Annotated in this window: 11 protein-coding genes; 1 reads left to right on the forward strand and 10 read right to left on the reverse strand. The window is 64.1% G+C overall.

Going from position 1 to position 15,164, the window contains the following annotated elements; genetic code table 11:
- Positions 1–41: 41 nt before the first annotated feature.
- From glmM to AB4Y36_RS00590, 4 genes are all read right to left on the reverse strand, one after another.
- Positions 42–1,397 carry a phosphoglucosamine mutase gene (gene glmM / locus AB4Y36_RS00575; protein WP_368682092.1) on the reverse strand — a complete coding sequence of 452 codons (1,356 nt, stop codon included), beginning with the start codon at positions 1,395–1,397 and terminating at the stop codon, positions 42–44.
- A gap of 99 nt (positions 1,398–1,496) precedes the next feature.
- Positions 1,497–2,402: a dihydropteroate synthase gene (folP, locus tag AB4Y36_RS00580; RefSeq protein ID WP_368616257.1), complete on the reverse strand. Its 906-nt coding sequence runs from the start codon at positions 2,400–2,402 to the stop codon at positions 1,497–1,499.
- Positions 2,403–2,521: 119 nt separating this feature from the next.
- Positions 2,522–4,408, reverse strand: coding sequence for an ATP-dependent zinc metalloprotease FtsH (gene ftsH / locus AB4Y36_RS00585; RefSeq protein ID WP_069262540.1), 1,887 nt, complete (start codon positions 4,406–4,408; stop codon positions 2,522–2,524).
- Between the two features lie 198 nt (positions 4,409–4,606).
- A complete protein-coding gene (locus tag AB4Y36_RS00590) occupies positions 4,607–5,269 on the reverse strand; it encodes an RlmE family RNA methyltransferase (protein WP_342945988.1) in 663 nt (220 codons plus the stop codon).
- A 274-nt stretch (positions 5,270–5,543) separates the two neighbouring features.
- Here AB4Y36_RS00590 and AB4Y36_RS00595 point away from each other — a divergent pair, with 274 nt between their 5' ends.
- Positions 5,544–6,089, forward strand: coding sequence for a YhbY family RNA-binding protein (locus tag AB4Y36_RS00595; protein ID WP_069262542.1), 546 nt, complete (start codon positions 5,544–5,546; stop codon positions 6,087–6,089).
- Positions 6,090–6,145: 56 nt separating this feature from the next.
- Here the strand turns inward: AB4Y36_RS00595 and AB4Y36_RS00600 are convergent, their stop codons facing one another.
- The 6 genes from AB4Y36_RS00600 to gloB all read right to left on the reverse strand — a co-directional run bounded on the left by AB4Y36_RS00600 (position 6,146) and on the right by gloB (position 15,151).
- Positions 6,146–6,607 carry a DUF4149 domain-containing protein gene (locus tag AB4Y36_RS00600; protein ID WP_368682280.1) on the reverse strand — a complete coding sequence of 154 codons (462 nt, stop codon included), beginning with the start codon at positions 6,605–6,607 and terminating at the stop codon, positions 6,146–6,148.
- A gap of 87 nt (positions 6,608–6,694) precedes the next feature.
- Positions 6,695–7,171, reverse strand: coding sequence for a transcription elongation factor GreA (greA, locus tag AB4Y36_RS00605; RefSeq protein WP_042261359.1), 477 nt, complete (start codon positions 7,169–7,171; stop codon positions 6,695–6,697).
- 217 nt (positions 7,172–7,388) lie between these two features.
- Positions 7,389–10,643, reverse strand: a complete 3,255-nt coding sequence (carB, locus tag AB4Y36_RS00610) for a carbamoyl-phosphate synthase large subunit (RefSeq protein ID WP_368682093.1) — start codon at positions 10,641–10,643, stop codon at positions 7,389–7,391.
- 144 nt (positions 10,644–10,787) lie between these two features.
- Entirely contained in the window at positions 10,788–11,927 is a 1,140-nt protein-coding gene (gene carA / locus AB4Y36_RS00615) for a glutamine-hydrolyzing carbamoyl-phosphate synthase small subunit (RefSeq protein ID WP_069262544.1), read from the reverse strand.
- Positions 11,928–12,516: 589 nt separating this feature from the next.
- Positions 12,517–14,160 carry a transglycosylase SLT domain-containing protein gene (locus AB4Y36_RS00620; protein WP_368682094.1) on the reverse strand — a complete coding sequence of 548 codons (1,644 nt, stop codon included), beginning with the start codon at positions 14,158–14,160 and terminating at the stop codon, positions 12,517–12,519.
- A 154-nt stretch (positions 14,161–14,314) separates the two neighbouring features.
- Positions 14,315–15,151: a hydroxyacylglutathione hydrolase gene (gene gloB / locus AB4Y36_RS00625; RefSeq protein WP_368682095.1), complete on the reverse strand. Its 837-nt coding sequence runs from the start codon at positions 15,149–15,151 to the stop codon at positions 14,315–14,317.
- Positions 15,152–15,164 lie beyond the last annotated feature (13 nt).

Here is a 15,164-nt window from a genome sequence, read left to right on the forward strand (position 1 = left end):
GTGATTCAGTCGCGCGACTTGCGCGACTGAATCGTCGGCGATCACGCGATCGAACGCTTCACCACACTGGCGATCGCCTCGGCGTAATGCATCGTGTCGCGCTCCTCGCGGGCTTCGACCATCACACGCAGGACCGGCTCCGTCCCTGAAGCGCGAATCAACACACGGCCCTTGCCCTTTAATTCCGCCTCGGCGGAAGCGATCGATTGCTGGATCTCGGCGTTGCCCTTCCAGTCGGCGCCCTGCGCGATGCGCACGTTGATGAGCTTCTGCGGAAACAGCTTCACGCCGTCGAGCAGCTGCGCGATCGTCTTGCCGCTGCGCTTCATCGCCGCGAGCACGAGCAGCGCCGAGACGATGCCGTCGCCGGTGGTGTGGCGGTCGAGCGAAAGAATGTGGCCCGAGCCTTCCGCGCCGAGCTGCCAGCCGCGCTCGCGAAGTTGCTCCAGCACGTAGCGGTCGCCCACGTTCGCGCGCACCAGCTGTACGCCGAGGCCTTCGAGCGCCTGCTCCACCGCGAGATTGGTCATGAGCGTGCCAACTGCCCCTTCCACTACTTTGCCGTCGGTCGCGATGCGGTCCTTCACGAGCACATAGAGCAGCTCGTCACCGTTGTAGAGGCGGCCCTGGGCATCGACGATCTGCAGACGGTCGGCGTCGCCGTCGAGCGCGATGCCGAGGTCCGCATGATTCGCACGCACGGCGCGCACGAGCGCATCGGGCGCGGTCGCGCCCACGCCGTCGTTGATGTTGAACCCGTTCGGCGACACACCGATCGGAATCACATCCGCGCCCAGCTCGTGGAACACGTGCGGCGCGATGTCATAGGCCGCACCGTTGGCGCAATCGATCACGAGCTTCAGGCCGCGCAGATTGAACGCCTGCGGGAACGTGCTCTTGCAGAACTCGATATAGCGCCCACCCGCGTCGTGCAGGCGGCGTGCGCGGCCAAGCTGTTCGGACGGCGCGCAGGCGAGCGGCTGCTCGAGCTGCTCCTCGATCAGCGTCTCCACTTCGTCGGGGAGCTTGTTGCCGTCGGCGGAGAAGAACTTGATGCCGTTGTCGTAGTAGGGATTGTGCGACGCGCTGATCACGACACCCGCGGCCAGCCGCAGCGCACGCGTGAGATAGGCGATGCCTGGCGTCGTCATTGGCCCGGCCAGCATCACGTCGATGCCCGCAGCCGAGAGCCCCGCTTCCAGGGAGGCTTCGAGCATATAGCCCGAAATACGCGTGTCCTTGCCGATCAGCACGGACGGGCGCGGCCCGGATGCCGCTGCCGACCCCGCGAGCACCTTGCCCGCGGCATAGCCTAGCCGAAGCACGAAATCGGGCGTGATCGGCGCCTCGCCGACCTTGCCACGCACTCCATCAGTTCCGAAATAACGACGTCCCATCTTTCTACCCCTCGGTTTGGTGCTGCTTTGTCCTGTATTGTGGCGCCCGGAGCCGCTCCGGCGCACTTCGCGCCGGTCAGCGTTGCGCCGGGCAAACGCTCAGCCTTGTGTAGCCGACGTAGCGGCGGACATCGCGTCACGCATCGCCGCCCAGACTTTGAGCGCGTCCACGGTGGGCGCCACGTCGTGCACGCGAATGATCGCCGCACCGCGCTCTGCCGCGCACACGGCCGCCCCCACGCTCGCCGCCACGCGTTCGGGCGCGGGCCGGTTCACGAGCGCGCCGAGCATCGACTTGCGCGACATGCCGGCCAGGATCGGATACGGTGCGAGGCCTGCCGCAACCTCTGGCGCCGTCTCGGGCAGGTGCGCGAGCAGCGCGTAATTGTGCTCGACCACCGACTTGCCGAAGCCGAAGCCCGGGTCAACGCTGATGCGCGCCTTCGCCACGCCTGCCGCTTCGAGTTCGGCGCAACGCTGGGCAAGAAACTCGCGCACCTCGCGCACAACATTCACGTAGTCGGGCTCGCCCAGCTGCATCGTCTGCGGCTCGCCGAGCATGTGCATCACGCACAGCCCGCAGTTGCTCGCGCGCACGGCCTCGATCGCGCCGGGCATCCGGAAACCCCAGATGTCGTTGATCATGTCTGCGCCTGCCGCGAGCGCCGCGCGCATGACCTCGGGCTTGTACGTGTCGATCGACAGCGGCACGTTCGCACCCTTGAGCTTTTCCACCAGCGGAATCACGCGTTCGAGTTCCTCGTCGAGCGGCACAGGCGGCGCACCCGGGCGCGTCGATTCGCCGCCGATGTCGATGATATCGGCGCCGTCTAGCATCATCTGCTCGGCGCGGCGCAAGGCGTCGCCGAAAGCGATATAGCGACCGCCGTCGGAAAACGAGTCGGGTGTGGTGTTGAGGATGCCCATGACGAGCGGACGCTCGAACGTCAGCGTGAAACGACCGCACGCGAGCGGTTCAGGTGGGAGACTACCTTGCGAGGAGATGTTGGGCACGTCAGAAAACGTCAGATGTGTAACGAGATGCGGCGCCACAGCGGCACGCCAGAAATGCAAAACGGGCCGATGTGAACATCACACCGGCCCGCAACTTTACTCGATAAGGATCACGCCGGTGCGGTGGCGCTACCGGGCTTGACCTCAGTGCCCGTGCTGCCGCCCGACGACGCGTCGCCCGGCGACGGCGTGCTCTTCGGCGAGCGCGGCGGACGGCCGGCCATGATGTCGTTGATCTGGTCGGCGTCGATCGTTTCCCACTCCATGAGGGCCGCGGTCATGGCTTCGACCTTGTCGCGGTTCTCGTCGAGCAAGCGCTTCGCGAGGTTGTACTGCTCGTCGAGCACGCGGCGGATTTCCGCATCGACTTTCTGCTGCGTCGCTTCCGAGATCGCACGCGTGAAGCCCTTGCCGAACGGGCCACCGTCGTTGTCGTCGTCGGCGTAGACCATCGTTCCGAGCGCGTCGGTCATGCCGAAGCGCGTGACCATGGCGCGAGCGGTTTGCGTGGCCTTGTTGAAGTCGTCCGAGGCGCCCGTGCTGATCAGGTTCATGAACAGCTCTTCCGCCACACGGCCACCGAACAGAATGGCCAGACGATCCAGCAGATAGTCCTTCGAGTACGTTTCGTTGTCGTGCTCGGGCAACTGCCACGTCACGCCCAGCGCGCGACCGCGCGGGATGATCGTGACCTTGTGCACCGGGTCCGCCTTCGGCAGCAGCTTCGCGATCACCGCGTGACCCGACTCGTGGTACGCCGTGGCGCGCTTCGCTTCTTCGCGGATCACCGCCGACTTGCGCTCCGGACCCATGAAGATCTTGTCCTTCGCGTCTTCGAAGTCCTGCATTTCGACGATGCGCTTGCCGCGGCGCGCCGCGAACAGCGCGGCTTCGTTCACGAGGTTCGCGAGGTCGGCGCCCGAGAAGCCCGGCGTGCCGCGTGCAATGACCGCTGCATCCACGTCGTTGGCGATCGGCACCTTGCGCAGGTGCACCTTCATGATCTGTTCGCGGCCGCGGATGTCCGGCAGGCCAACATAGACCTGGCGGTCGAAACGGCCCGGACGCAGCAGCGCCTTGTCCAGCACGTCCGAACGGTTGGTTGCCGCGATCACGATGACGCCCGAGTTCGCCTCGAAGCCGTCCATCTCGACCAGCATCTGGTTCAGCGTCTGCTCACGCTCGTCGTTGCCGCCGCCCATGCCGGCGCCACGATGGCGGCCGACCGCGTCGATTTCGTCGATGAACACGATACACGGTGCATGCTTCTTGGCCTGCTCGAACATGTCGCGCACGCGGGCCGCGCCCACGCCGACGAACATTTCGACGAAGTCCGAACCCGAGATGCTGAAGAACGGCACCTTCGCTTCGCCGGCAATGGCGCGCGCCAGCAGCGTCTTACCCGTGCCCGGAGGGCCAACGAGCAGCACTCCGCGCGGAATGCGTCCACCCAGCTTCTGGAATTTTTGCGGATCGCGCAGGAAGTCGACGAGTTCGGACACTTCTTCCTTCGCTTCGTCGCAGCCCGCGACGTCGGAGAAGTTGACCGCATTGTTGTTCTCGTCGATCAGGCGGGCGCGCGATTTACCAAAGGAGAACGCCCCGCCTTTGCCGCCCCCCTGCATCTGTCTCATCATGTAGAACCAGAACACGATGATGAGTATGGTCGGCCCGAGGTAGTACAGCGCGGAAACGAGCGCGTTCGGCTCTTCGTCAGCCTTGCCGCTCACCTGCACGCCATATTTCATCAGGTCGCCGACCATCCAGATGTCGCCTGGGGAGACGATCTGGTATTTCTGGCCATCAGCCGGAGTGACCGTGAGGTTCCGCCCCTGCACCACGACGCTCTTGACCTTGCCGTTCTTCGCGTCGTCCATGAACTGCGAATAGGAAACGCCTTCCTGGACACGGGGCTTGTCGAACTGCTTGAACACCGTAAACAGCACCAGTGCGATTACCAGCCACACTGCTGCCTTCGAAAACATGTTGTTGTTCAAAGCACCACTCCTTCACTCATAGATGGGCGCCTACATTTGCCTTGCGACTGCGACACCACCAAAGCATTCTAATCCAGTACACGGACCCCTGCCATAACGTTTCGCTACCGCAGGAATAGCCCGAGCGCCTTGTCCGGACCGCCTCTCGGGGTCATTTTGCGACCAGATTGCGCCATTTGCACGGCAATCATGCCCCGTTTAACAGGGACGCTTCAGATGTTTACCCAAAATAAACGTTTCAGACGATTTATCACGCGAAGCCTTCGGTTTGCGTGCCGCCACGACCTTGAACTGCTGCTTGAACTTCTCGACGATCTGACTGTAACCGCTGCCGTGGAAGCATTTGACTAAAAGGGCTCCATCGGGTTTCAGATGATTCTGCGAAAACTCGAGCGCGAGGTCGCACACGTGCTCGATGCGTGCCGCGTCTGCCGACGCGACCCCCGAGAGATTGGGCGCCATGTCCGAAATTACAAGGTCGACCGGGCGGCCGCCCACCAATTCTTCCAGTTGCGCGAGCACCTCGTCGTCGCGAAAGTCGCCCTGCAGGAACTGCACGTCGGAGATGGGTTCCATCGGAAGGAGATCGAGCGCAATGATCGTGCCGTCGATCCCACCCTGCCGCTGGTCGTCGCGCTTCGTGCCTTGCGCGAGCTTGTTGCGAGCGTACTGGCTCCAGCTGCCGGGCGCCGCGCCCAGGTCCACGATCACCATGCCGGGGCGGATCAGCTTGTCCTGCTCGTCGATTTCCTTCAGCTTGTAGGCAGCGCGGGCACGATAGCCCTCCCGCTGTGCCATTTTCACGTACGGATCGTTGATATGGTCGTGCAGCCACGACTGGTTGAAGCGATTTTTTGCCATTAAAGATGAACTCTTGCTGCGTGATTCCGCGCTTTTAGCGGATAATACGCGTTTTATTCGTGCGGCCGTCGCGGCCCGCCTGGCCGGATGTTTGTTGCTCCGCCGGCGTTTTTTGCCCGCGCCCTGCCGTTCCCCACGGTTTTCCGTAGTTCCGACGCGCTTTGCCCGCTGGCGGCCCGCTTTTCGCGGACCGCAATCCACGTCTGTCCAGGTTGTCAATTCACGCCTGTCGACCCGCGCGGCGCCGTCATTTTAGTCGAGTCTGCCACATCCCATGCCCGCCCTCACTCTTTCCGCCGAACAGCGCTCCGAGCTGCGCTCCCAGGCTCACGCGCTCAAACCGGTCGTGCTCATCGGCGCCGAGGGACTGACCGACGCCGTCCTCAAGGAAATCAAGGTTCACCTTTTTGCGCACCAGCTCATCAAGGTGCGCGTGTTCGGCGACGAGCGCGAAGAGCGCCTCGCGATCTACGAAGAGATCTGCGACCGCCTGAGCGCCGCCCCGATCCAGCACATCGGCAAGCTGCTCGTCATCTACAAGCCCGAAGAAGCCAAGGCGAAGGCCACGACCGCGCGCGCCGGCGCCCGCGGCACCGTGTCGCGCCCGGCCGCCGACGTACCGAGCGCTCGTGAAGCGGGCAAGCGCGGCGCCGCGCCGCGCACCGTCAAGGTCGTCAAGGCCAGCGAGAACCCCATGCGCAAGCCGAAGGCGCAAAAGGTGACGGTCAAGGGCAACGAGCGCGTCACGCAAGGCGGCAACATCAAGCGCGCCAAGAAACGCCAAACCAGCTCCAAGCGGGCCCACCAGGGTTCGAAGTAAAAAGCGCGGCCTTCGAGCCGCGCTTTTTTTACGCCTGAACCGGCTTCAGGCCACTTTCAGCGCGGCGCGCTTTCCATGCGCTGCCCCAGCGTGCCGCGTGCCGAAGGCAGCAGCCAAACGAGCCACGCACCCAGCAGGCTCTGCACGAGATAGAACAGGCTCGACACGCCGTGCAGCAAGCCGAAGCGGCTCGCATACGGCGAACTGGCCACGTCCATGCCCGCGCTCATCGCCTGAACGCGCAACGCGTTCATGAACGGCTGCAGCGCGAAATAGCCGATCAGCACGCACAGCAGCATGGCGGCCAGAATCCAGCGCAGCCGGCGATAGCCCAACGCGCCGCGGCGCACGAGCACGCTCGAGAGCCCGAGCAGCAGCAGCCCGCACACCACGCCGATCAGACCTTCGAGGCGAAACAGCTGCGCGGCGAGTTCGCCCGCCACCGGCCTGTCGAGCGACGCGAACAGGACGGGGGCGACCGCATAGCCGATGGTCAGCTGACTGCCGACCCACAGCATGGCGAGCAGCCCGAAGAGGCGGTGCGCAACGAGCGAAACCGGAGTGGCGGAACCCACGTGGCTTGCAGTACTCACGTCGACGCGCCCTCAGACGTAGCGGACCTCGATGACCTCGTATTCGCGCACGCCGCCGGGGGCCTGCACTTCGGCGACGTCGCCTTCGGACTTGCCGATCAGCGCACGGGCGATGGGCGAGCTGACCGAGATCAGGCCGTGCTCGAGATCGGCTTCGTCGTCGCCGACGATCTGGTAGGTCACCGTCTTGCCCGAATCGAGGTCTTCGAGATCCACGGTCGAGCCGAACACCACGCGGCCGTCTGCTTCGAGCGTGGCCGGGTCGATGATCTGCGCGGCCGCCAGTTTCGACTCGATCTCGGCGATGCGGCCTTCGATGAAGCCCTGCTTTTCCTTTGCGGCGTCGTATTCCGCGTTTTCCGACAGATCGCCCTGCGCGCGCGCTTCCGCGATCGAATTGATGACCGCCGGACGCTCGACGGACTTGAGGCGCTGCAACTCTCCGCGGAGTTGGTCTGCACCGCGCTTGGTCAAGGGAATCGTGCTCATAAACAACTCGTACGGCCCAAAAGGGCCTAAAGGAGACCGCGCCACGCACGCTTGTCGCGCACGTTGCGGCCATAAAAAAATTCCGCGGTTAAGTGCATCCCGCGAGGGCGGCTGCGCGGTCTGGCGCAGCCTGAAACCCTGTTGGGACGCCGCTTAACCGCGGCACATTCAGCTTTTGTAGCCTGCCTCGTCGAACGTTAGACAGACAATGGAAGCCTTAGTTTAGGCGAGCATGGAGGCCTTGTAAATCATAGACTTCCAGGTTCTTCAGGTAGCGCAGACCCTCGACGGCCGCACGGGCGCCCGACATCGTCGTGTAGTACGTGACCTTGTTGGCCTGCGCGCTCATGCGGATCGAACGCGAATCGGCGATCGCGGAGCGGGTTTCGTCGACCGTCGTGAACACGAGCGAAATCTCGCCATTCTTGATCATGTCGACGATGTGCGGACGGCCGTCCTTCACCTTGTTCACGACCTTCACCGGCACACCGGCCGCCTCGATCGCGGCAGCGGTGCCGCGCGTGGCGACGATCGGGTAGCCGAGTTCGTGCAACATGCGCGCGACTTCGACAGCCTTGGGCTTGTCGGCGTCCATCACGGTGATGAAGACGGTGCCCGACTCCGGCAGGCGCGAGCCCGCTGCGAGCTGCGACTTGAAGAGCGCTTCACCGAAGGTCTTGCCCACGCCCATCACTTCGCCCGTGGAACGCATTTCCGGTCCGAGCACCGGGTCGACGGTCGGGAACTTGATGAACGGGAACACCGCTTCCTTCACGCTGAAGTACGGCGGCACGACTTCCTTCGTCACGCCCTGCTCCGCCAGCTTCTGGCCGACCATCGCGCGCGCCGCGATCTTCGCGAGCGGCAGGCTGGTCGCCTTCGAGACGTATGGCACGGTACGCGAAGCGCGGGGGTTCACTTCCAGCACGTAGATGATGTCCTTCTTCGAACCGTCATCCTGCGGCACTTGCTGGATTGCGAACTGCACGTTCATCAGGCCGACCACGTTCAGCGCCTTGGCCATCGCGGCAGTTTGACGCTTCAGTTCGGCGACCGTTTCCTGCGACAGCGAGTACGGCGGCAGCGAGCAGGCCGAGTCGCCCGAGTGCACGCCTGCCTGTTCGATGTGTTCCATGACGCCGCCGATGAACACGTCCGTGCCATCGGAGATGCAATCCACATCGCATTCGATCGCGTCGTTCAGGAAGCGGTCGAGCAGCACCGGCGAGTCGTTCGACACCTTCACGGCCTCGCGCATGTAGCGCTCGAGGTCGCGCGGCTCGTGGACGATTTCCATGGCGCGGCCGCCCAGCACGTACGACGGACGCACGACGAGCGGGTAGCCGATTTCGTCGGCGAGCTTGAGCGCTTCGTCTTCGGCGCGTGCCGTGCGGTTCGGCGGCTGGCGCAGGTTCAGGTCCTGCAGCAGCTTCTGGAAGCGCTCGCGGTCCTCCGCGGCGTCGATCATGTCCGGCGACGTGCCGACGATGGGCACGCCGTTCGCCTCGAGGTCGAGCGCGAGCTTCAGCGGCGTCTGGCCGCCGTACTGCACGATCACGCCAACCGGCTTTTCCAGGTCCACGACTTCGAGCACGTCTTCGAGCGTGAGCGGCTCGAAGTACAGACGGTCGGACGTGTCGTAGTCGGTCGAGACGGTCTCGGGGTTGCAGTTGACCATGATCGTTTCGTAGCCGTCTTCGCGCATCGCGAGCGCGGCGTGCACGCAGCAGTAGTCGAACTCGATACCCTGGCCGATCCGGTTCGGGCCGCCGCCCAGCACCATGATCTTCTTGTTGGCGGTCGGGTTGGCCTCGCACTCTTCCTCATAGGTCGAGTACATGTAGGCGGTCTTCGTGGCGAACTCGGCCGCGCAGGTGTCAACGCGCTTGTAGACCGGGCGCACGTTCAGCTCGATACGACGCTTGCGCACGTCCGTGGCGTTGCTGCCCAGCAGCTTCGCGAGACGGCGATCCGAGAAACCGCTTTGCTTGAGGTAACGCAGCTCGTCCTTCGAGAGACTTTCGAGCGTGCGGCCCTTGCATGCCTCTTCCTTCTTGACGATCTCTTCGATCTGCGCGAGGAACCATGGGTCGATCGCGGTCTCTTCGAAGATCTCTTCGCGCGTCATGCCCACGCGGAACGCGTCGCCCACGTACCAGATGCGGTCCGGACCGGCTTCGCCGATCTCGCGGATGATCTCGTCGCGGCTCGTGGTCTTTTCGTCCAGACCGTCGACGCCGACTTCGAGGCCGCGCAGCGCCTTCTGGAACGACTCCTGGAACGTGCGGCCGATCGCCATGACTTCGCCCACCGACTTCATCTGCGTGGTGAGGCGCGGGTCGGCTTCGCGGAACTTCTCGAACGCGAAACGCGGAATCTTCGTGACGACGTAGTCGATGGTCGGCTCGAACGAAGCCGGCGTCTGACCGCCCGTGATTTCGTTCTTGAGCTCGTCGAGCGTATAGCCCACGGCCAGCTTGGCCGCGACCTTGGCGATCGGGAAGCCCGTGGCCTTCGAAGCCAGCGCCGACGAACGCGACACGCGCGGGTTCATTTCGATCACGATCATGCGGCCCGTGCGCGGGTCGATCGAGAACTGGACGTTCGAGCCGCCCGTATCCACGCCGATCTCGCGCAGCACCGCCAGCGAGGCGTCGCGCAGGATCTGGTATTCCTTGTCGGTGAGCGTTTGCGCCGGCGCGACCGTGATCGAGTCGCCGGTGTGGATGCCCATCGGGTCGAGGTTTTCGATCGAGCAGACGATGATGCAGTTGTCCGCCTTGTCGCGGACCACTTCCATCTCGTATTCCTTCCAGCCGAGCAGCGATTCTTCGATCAGCAGTTCGCGCGTGGGCGAGAGGTCGAGGCCGCGCTTGCAGATCTCTTCGAACTCTTCACGGTTGTAGGCAATGCCGCCGCCGGAACCGCCGAGCGTGAACGACGGACGGATCACGACGGGGTAGCCGCCCGAGCCGGTGGCTTCGGCGATTTCGCCTTGCACCTTGAGCGCCTCTTCCATCGAGTGCGCGACGCCCGACTTCGCCGAACCAAGGCCGATCTTCGTCATTGCGTCCTTGAACTTCTGGCGGTCTTCGGCCTTGTCGATGGCTTCCGGCGACGCGCCGATCAGCTCGACGTTGTACTTCGCAAGCACGCCGTGGTGATGCAGGTCGAGCGCGCAGTTCAGCGCGGTTTGGCCGCCCATCGTCGGCAGGATCGCGTCCGGGCGCTCCTTCTCGATGATGCGCTCCACCACTTCCCACGTGATCGGCTCGATGTACGTGACGTCGGCCGTGTTCGGGTCGGTCATGATCGTCGCCGGATTGCTGTTGACGAGGATGACCTTGTAGCCTTCTTCACGCAGCGCCTTGCATGCCTGCGCGCCCGAATAGTCGAACTCGCACGCCTGGCCGATGATGATCGGACCCGCGCCGATGATGAGAATGCTCTTGATGTCTGTCCGCTTGGGCATAACGCTCTCGCTAAATATTCCTGTGTCTTTTACGTCTGGCGGCTCGCGGGTGACTCAGCTTGCCGCCCGGGTGCGCGCGTGGGCCGTCGTTCTTCGAACCGGCTCGCTGCGCACCCTGCTCTGCTTTTGCGCTCGATGCGGCGCTTACGCCGCCTTGGCCTTGTCCATCAGCGCCGTGAAGCGGTCGAACAGATAGCCGATGTCCTGCGGGCCCGGCGACGCTTCCGGGTGGCCCTGGAAGCAGAACGCGGGCTTGTCGGTCAGCTCGAAGCCTTGCAGCGTGCCGTCGAACAGCGAAACGTGCGTGACGCGCGTGTTGGCCGGCAGCGTGGCGGCATCCACCGCGAAGCCGTGGTTCTGCGACGTGATGACGACACGACCGTCGGCCAGATCCTTCACCGGATGGTTCGCGCCGTGGTGGCCCGTTTTCATCTTCATGGTCTTCGCGCCCACGGCGAGGCCCATGATCTGGTGGCCGAGGCAGATGCCGAAGGTCGGGATGCCGCGCTCGATGAAGGCTTGCGTCGCCTTGATCGCGTAGTCGCAGGGTTCCGGGTCGCCGGGGCCGTTCGAAAGGAACACGCCGTCCGGGTTCAGTGCGAAGGCATCTTCAGCCGTCGCTTGCGCCGGCAGCACCGTGACGTCGCAGCCGCGCTCGGCCAGCATGCGCAGGATGTTCTGCTTCACGCCGTAATCGAACGCCACGACCTTGTACTTCGGCGCCGATTGCGTGCGGTAGCCTTCACCCAGACGCCATTCGGTGGTGTTCCACTTGTACGGCTCGTCGGTCGAGACGACCTTCGCGAGGTCCATGCCCGCGAGGCCCGGGAACGAGCGCGCGAGTTCGATGGCCTTCGCTTCGTCGTCGGAGCCTGCGAGGATCGCGCCGTTCTGCGCGCCCTTGTCGCGCAGGATACGCGTGAGCTTGCGCGTATCGATGCCGGCGATGGCGACTACGCCTTCGTCCTTCAGATACTGGCCGAGCGTGCGCTCCATGCGGAAGTTCGAGGCGAGCACAGGCAGGTCGCGGATGATCAGACCGGCGGCATGGACTTTCGTGGCTTCGACGTCTTCGGCATTGACGCCGACGTTGCCGATATGCGGATACGTGAGGGTGACGATCTGGCGAGCGTAGCTCGGGTCAGTCAGGATTTCCTGATAACCGGTGATGGCCGTGTTAAACACGACTTCACCGATCGTATGACCCGGCGCGCCGATCGAGTAACCACGAAAGACCGTGCCGTCGGCGAGCGCGAGCAGAGCGGGAGAGAATGACGGCAACACGGGAGACTCCTTGGGGGAGCACCCTGTGCCGACCTGTTATCCGACGTTGCGATCTTGCGACCTGTGGGAGCGGCTGCGGCGTCGGCACCCCTTTCCGTGAGGATCAGGATGCGCGCGCGGCTCGCTCGCTTGCGCGACTCTTCGTGCGGTCGACCGTTGTGGCGCCGGGCCACGAGCGCGCGTTTGTGACGCAGGATCGGGCGGCAGCCGGCCAGTTGACGATGAAGCGCGGGCGGCGGATGAACGGATGGGAGGAGGTAGGCGCTAGGGTGCGGGTTGATAAGCTCAAACCTTGAAATTATAGCGCGAAAGTCACCTTTCCTTCAAATTTCAGGATGACGCTGGCGACGGGGAGCGTGCTCGCGGCCCGGTGCATGGCCCTTTCCACTATAGCGGGCGGGGGCGCAGCGGCAAGCGTCGCCCGCACGGCGCCGCACCGAATCACGCCCTTTATGTTTGGGACCCGCCAATGAAAACGCCGCCACCTGGCGGGGTGACGGCGTCAAACACAACAAAAACGGAAAAGTGATCGGAGCGAAATACCATGCGCTGCCCCCGCAACGCATGTTTGAGCACCCTTCGCCAGCCGCTATTTTGTATGGTGTTTCTGCGTGTGGGTGTCGGCCTTCGGGCGGCTCGCCGTACCCTTCGACGCCTTGCTGGGCGCAGCGCTGACCGTCCTGGCCTTGACAGGTTCAGAAACCTTGACGACCTCGGTGCGCGCGCGACCGTGCTTCTTATCGTATCGCGACTTCGACCCGGTGTCTGCAACGCGGGTGCCAATTCGCTGCACTCCACCACTAGAAACGTTCGTTGCCAGACGCTCCGGTCCCGGCTCGCTCGGCATCGCCTTGTTGACCGGTACGTGCAAAACCAGCACCTGGCCGGGCGCGACGTAGTCGCGGCGGGTCTTGTTCCACGCCTTCAACTGGCCTAGCGACACGCCATAGCGGCTCGCCACGGCTTCCATCGACTGCTTGCGGCGTACGCGGATCAGCATCTTGCGCGTGTCGGGTACGTCCGGCTCCATGGCCAGCACCGCGCTTTCCGCCACGTCGGCGCTGATGTCCTCGTCGTCGCCGTCGTCGGTGCGCGGCACCACGAGCGTCGAGCCCGCCTTCAGGCGCATGCCCGCCGGAATCTTGTTCACCGACATCAGCGTATCGGCGTCCACGCCGATCTTCTGCGCAATCGCCGCAGGCGTGGTGCGCGAGTCGGTCGTGTAGACGGTCCACGACGAAAGCTGACCGGAATAGGCCTTCAGGTTGCGCTCGAACGCGCTCGCGTTGTCGAACGGCAGCAGGATCTGCGGGTCGGTCGCGCCGAGAATCACGGGCTTCTTGAACGACGGGTTGAGCGAGCGGAACTCGTCGGTCGTCATGTTCGCGAGCTTGGCGGCGACGTCCACGTCGATGTCGTGCGAGGTCGTGACCGTGACGAAATACGGGTGGTTCGGAATGGATGGCAGCGTAAGCCCGTACTGCTGCGGGTTCATCACGATGTTCTTGACCGCCTGAAGCTTCGGCACGTAGTTACGTGTTTCGCTGGGCATGCGCAAGCTTTGATAGTCGGTCGGCAGGCCCGCCGCCTCGTTGCGCGCGATGGCGCGCTGCACGTTGCCCTCGCCCCAGTTGTAGGCGGCCAGCGCGAGATACCAGTCGCCGAACATGTCGTGCAGGCGCGAGAGATAGTCGAGCGCGGCGCTGGTGGAGGCCAGCACGTCGCGGCGCTCGTCCTGCCACATGTTCTGCTTGAGGTTGTAGGTGCGCCCCGTGCCCGGCACGAACTGCCACATGCCGGCGGCCTTCGCGACCGACAGCGCCTGCGGGTTATAGGCGGACTCGATGAACGGCAGCAGCGCGAGCTCGGTAGGCATGTGACGCGCCTCGAGCTCTTCGACGATGTGATAGAGGTACTTCTGCGAACGCTCGGTCATGCGCGCGACGTAGTCCGGCCGCTGGGCGTACCAGTTGGCGTTCATGTCGACGAGGTCGCTCTGCAGGTCGGGCATCTGGAAGCCGCGGCGAATGCGTCCCCAGAGGTCGGCGTCGGGGCTCGTCAACTGATCGACGGAGCCTTGATCGACGTTAATGGTTTCTTTGGCAGCGGAGGTCTTACGAATGAGGTCGGCGTTGGCCTGGGCGTTGGCTGGTGCTTGAGAACTCGCAGACGGTCCCCCGCTCGCACAGGCGGCGAGCATGAGGACCAGCAGCGCACTGATTATGAATCGCATGAAAATCTACATCCGCATGGCTGGAATTTGCAGCCGATAGTACGGAACGTGCCGGTTTCCGTCAATCGGAATTAATGGAAAAAAAGCCATGAAATCCGCAGCTTGGGCGTGATTCCATACGATTGGGTTGAGCATGCCCCCTGGCCCGGCTGGGTCAGCGGAACCGATTCTTCCATTCACGCATCATTGCGAAAGCCGCCAGCCGGTCCGGCACCGATTCGTGCAGCGCCTCTGAGAGCGCGGCTTGCACCGCCGCATCGCCCGCGCGCAGGAAAGGATTGACGGCGCGCTCGTGCGCGATCGTCGTAGGCAGAGTCGGCACGCCGCGCTCGCGCAGCGCCGCCGCCTCGCGGCTCCAGTCGAGCAGATCGCCGTTTTCGGGATCGCAGGCGAGCGCGAAGCGAATGTTCGACAACGTGTACTCGTGTGCGCAATGCACATGGGTATTGCCGGGCAGCGCCGCGAGTGCGTCGAGCGAGTCGAGCATCTGCGCGGGCGTACCCTCGAAGAGGCGGCCGCAGCCGCAGGCAAAGAGCGTGTCGCCGCAGAACACGTGAGGTGTGCCGGTGGCATCGGCCGCCAGGAAATACGCAATATGGCCACGCGTATGGCCAGGCACATCGATCACCGTCAGGTCGAGCGCGGGTGCATCCAGATGGACGGCGTCGCCACCCTTCACGCGCGTGACGAATCCATCGAGCGAGCCGAGCGCCTCGCCGGCCGGGCCGTAGACGGGCACGCGTGCGTCGGCGAGCAGGTCGGCCACACCGCCGACATGGTCGTTGTGGTGATGGGTGAGTAAAATAGCGACGAGCCGCCAGCCGCGCTTCGCGAGGTACGCGCGAACCGGAGCGGCGTCGCCCGGATCGACGGCAACGGCATTCCGGCCGTCCGAAACGACCCAGATGTAATTGTCTTCAAAAGCCGGAACCGGTACGTACTCGTAGGCGCACGCATCGCTCGAACGCGCGTACTCAAGCGGATTCTTCATGGGGCGACGTATT

It is taken from the genome of Paraburkholderia sp. BR10936, from assembly GCF_040965735.1.
In the GTDB taxonomy this organism is placed as follows: Bacteria; Pseudomonadota; Gammaproteobacteria; order Burkholderiales; family Burkholderiaceae; genus Paraburkholderia; species Paraburkholderia nodosa_A.

Excerpts from the sequence above, each read along its gene's own strand:
- glmM (WP_368682092.1), bottom strand. The coding sequence starts at position 1,397 with ATGGGACGTCGTTATTTCGGAACTGATGGAGTGCGTGGCAAGGTCGGC.
- AB4Y36_RS00590 (WP_342945988.1), bottom strand. The coding sequence starts at position 5,269 with ATGGCAAAAAATCGCTTCAACCAGTCGTGGCTGCACGACCATATCAAC.
- AB4Y36_RS00595 (WP_069262542.1), top strand. The coding sequence starts at position 5,544 with ATGCCCGCCCTCACTCTTTCCGCCGAACAGCGCTCCGAGCTGCGCTCC.
- AB4Y36_RS00600 (WP_368682280.1), bottom strand. The coding sequence starts at position 6,607 with ATGCTGTGGGTCGGCAGTCAGCTGACCATCGGCTATGCGGTCGCCCCC.
- greA (WP_042261359.1), bottom strand. The coding sequence starts at position 7,171 with ATGAGCACGATTCCCTTGACCAAGCGCGGTGCAGACCAACTCCGCGGA.
- carB (WP_368682093.1), bottom strand. The coding sequence starts at position 10,643 with ATGCCCAAGCGGACAGACATCAAGAGCATTCTCATCATCGGCGCGGGT.
- AB4Y36_RS00620 (WP_368682094.1), bottom strand. The coding sequence starts at position 14,160 with ATGCGATTCATAATCAGTGCGCTGCTGGTCCTCATGCTCGCCGCCTGT.
- gloB (WP_368682095.1), bottom strand. The coding sequence starts at position 15,151 with ATGAAGAATCCGCTTGAGTACGCGCGTTCGAGCGATGCGTGCGCCTAC.